This is a genomic window from Streptomyces lancefieldiae (assembly GCF_031845825.1).
Classification (GTDB): Bacteria; Actinomycetota; Actinomycetes; order Streptomycetales; family Streptomycetaceae; genus Streptomyces; species Streptomyces lancefieldiae.
Window position 1 is genome coordinate 1 of record NZ_JAVRFH010000182.1, and the last position, 2,398, is coordinate 2,398.

A 2,398-nucleotide genomic window follows, 5' to 3' on the forward strand; every position below is an offset into this window, starting at 1 on the left:
GTGCTCGACAGATCCGCGCCGGGCACGAGGTGCTCCTCGCGGCCGTGGCCCTCGAGACGGACCAGTGTGGTGGCCTCCGGCACGCCGCGCAGCAGGCGCCACCGCGCCAGCGCCAGCGCCAGCCCTGTCAGCAGCCCGTCGTCGACACGGCCTCGGAACACCCGGGGCAGCGTGGACAGCAGCGTTGCCGTCACCTCCGGCGGGACCCGGACGTGCACCGTGTCCACGGTGGCCGCGACGTCTCGCGTCCGGTCCAGCTCCCGGGCCCCCAGCACGGGCTCGTCCGGGCGCAGGATCCGCTGCCACACCGGCAGTTCGGCCACCCGCTCGGGGTTGGCGGCCTGCTCGGCCAGGGCGTAGGCCCACCGGCGCATCGAGGTGCCCGTACCGGTCGGCACCGGGACACGGCCGTCGCGGACCTGCCGCCAGGCCGACACCAAGTCCGGAACCAGAATCCGCCAGGACACCCCGTCGACGACCAAGTGATGCAGCACGATCAGCAGCCGGTCCGCCTCCGTGTCGGAGACGAAGCGTACGAACTGCGCCATGACACCCGTGTACGGGTCCAGTCGGCCCGCGGCCGCGTCCAGCTCGGCGTTCATGTCGGCGTCACCGGGGCGGTCCTCCCACCGCAGCGCGCCCGCGGCCACGCGGCCGGCCTGCTCCGTCCACTGGCCTGGCCGCTCCCGGTCGAGCCGGGCCCTCAACGCGTCGTGACGGTCCAGCAGGGTCTGCAAGGTCGCGACCAGGCCCTCCCGGTCGATGTCCTCGGGCAGGGTCAGCACCGCGGACATGCAGAAGCGGCCGATGCCACCGCCCAGCTCCAGTACTTGCGCCGCCGCTGGCGGCAGCGGAGCCCACCCGACGCCGCCCCCAGGCAACTCGGTCAGGGCCGGAAGCTCCTTCGCCCGTCCGTCGACCAGTTCCGCCAGCCGGGCCACCGTCCGGTGTTCGAAGATCTCCCGCGTGCTGACGACGACGCCCCGTCCCTTGGCCCGCGCGACGACCTGTATGGAGCGGATGCTGTCCCCTCCGGCGGTGAAGAAGTCGTCGTCGACGCCCGCCTGGTTGCCCAGCACGTCGGCGTACACCTGGGCCAGGATCCGCTCCGTGCGGCTGCGCGGTGCCCGGTATCCGACGGCGGCGAACTGCGGCTCAGGCAGCGCGGCCCGGTCCAGTTTTCCGGTCAGGGTCCGCGGCAGCCGGTCCAGCGCGACGAATACGGCGGGAACCATGTAGTCGGGCATCCGCTCGGCCACGAAGCGCCGCAGTTCCGCCACCGAGACACCGGCCCGCAGGTCGATGTTTCCGTCTCCGGCGCCGCTCGCCAGCGCCACGTACCCGATGAGCCGGGTGGTGCCCGTGTGATCCTTGTGTGCCGTCACCACCGCCTCGGCGACCGCGGGGTGCTGGGCGAGGACCATCTCGATCTCGGTCGGCTCGACCCGGATACCGTTCACCTTGACCTGTGTGTCGGCTCTCCCCTCGTACTTGAGCTGCCCGTTCCCGTCCCACCTGGCCAGATCACCCGTGCGGTACATCCGCGTGCCGGCGGGTCCGAAGGGGCAGGCCACGAACCGTTCCGCGGTGGCCCGTCCGTTCCCGTGGTAACCACGAGCGAGCCCGCCGGCCACGTACAACTCCCCGATCACGCCGGGCGGGACCGGTGTCAGTTCCGGTCCCAGGACGTAGGTGCGCATGTTGGGGAGCGGTCTTCCGATCGGGATCACGCCGGTTTCGGTCGACTGCTGCGGGACGGGGAAGCTGGTGACGTAGAAGCTCTCGGTCTGCCCGTAGGCGTGCACGACTCGGACATCCGGAAAGGCCTCGTGCACCTTGTTCACCACGTCGGCGGTGAGCGGGTCGCCGCCGAGGATCGCGGTCCGCAGCTCGAGCCGGAGGGCGCCCGGCTCCTTGGCGAGGATCGGCTCGAGCAGTGCGGTGAACACCGAGGGCACGGCACAGATGGTGGTACCCGACCATTCGTCGCGTTCGGCGAGTTCGAGCACGTCACGGACGATCTCGACAGTCGCGCCGGCAGTGAGCGCGGTGCAGATCTCGAACACGCAGACGTCGAAGTTCACCGAGGTCGCGGCGAGCATCCGGGATCCCGGCTCGACCTGGGCCATCCGCCGTGCGTGCCACACACCGTTGGCCACGGTGGCGTGGGTCATCGCGACGCCCTTGGGCGTGCCGGTGGAGCCGGAGGTGTACATGAGATACGCCAGGTTGTCCGGCCCGACCGGGACGTCCGGGACCTCGACGTGGCGGTCGGGATCGGCGAGGTCCAGGTCGTCGACGTGGAGTACCGGCGACCGGCACTCCGGCAGTGCCGCCGCGGTGTCACGATCGGTCAGTACCAGCACCGGGTCGGCCGTGCTCAGCAGCAGATCGACGC

At 71.3% G+C, this 2,398-nt stretch carries 1 protein-coding gene; it reads right to left on the minus strand.

Annotated features, from left to right (window positions below; all coding sequences use genetic code 11):
* The coding region (locus RM812_RS41375) for an AMP-binding protein (RefSeq protein WP_311586065.1) at positions 1 to 2,398 on the minus strand (2,398 nt) is incomplete at both ends.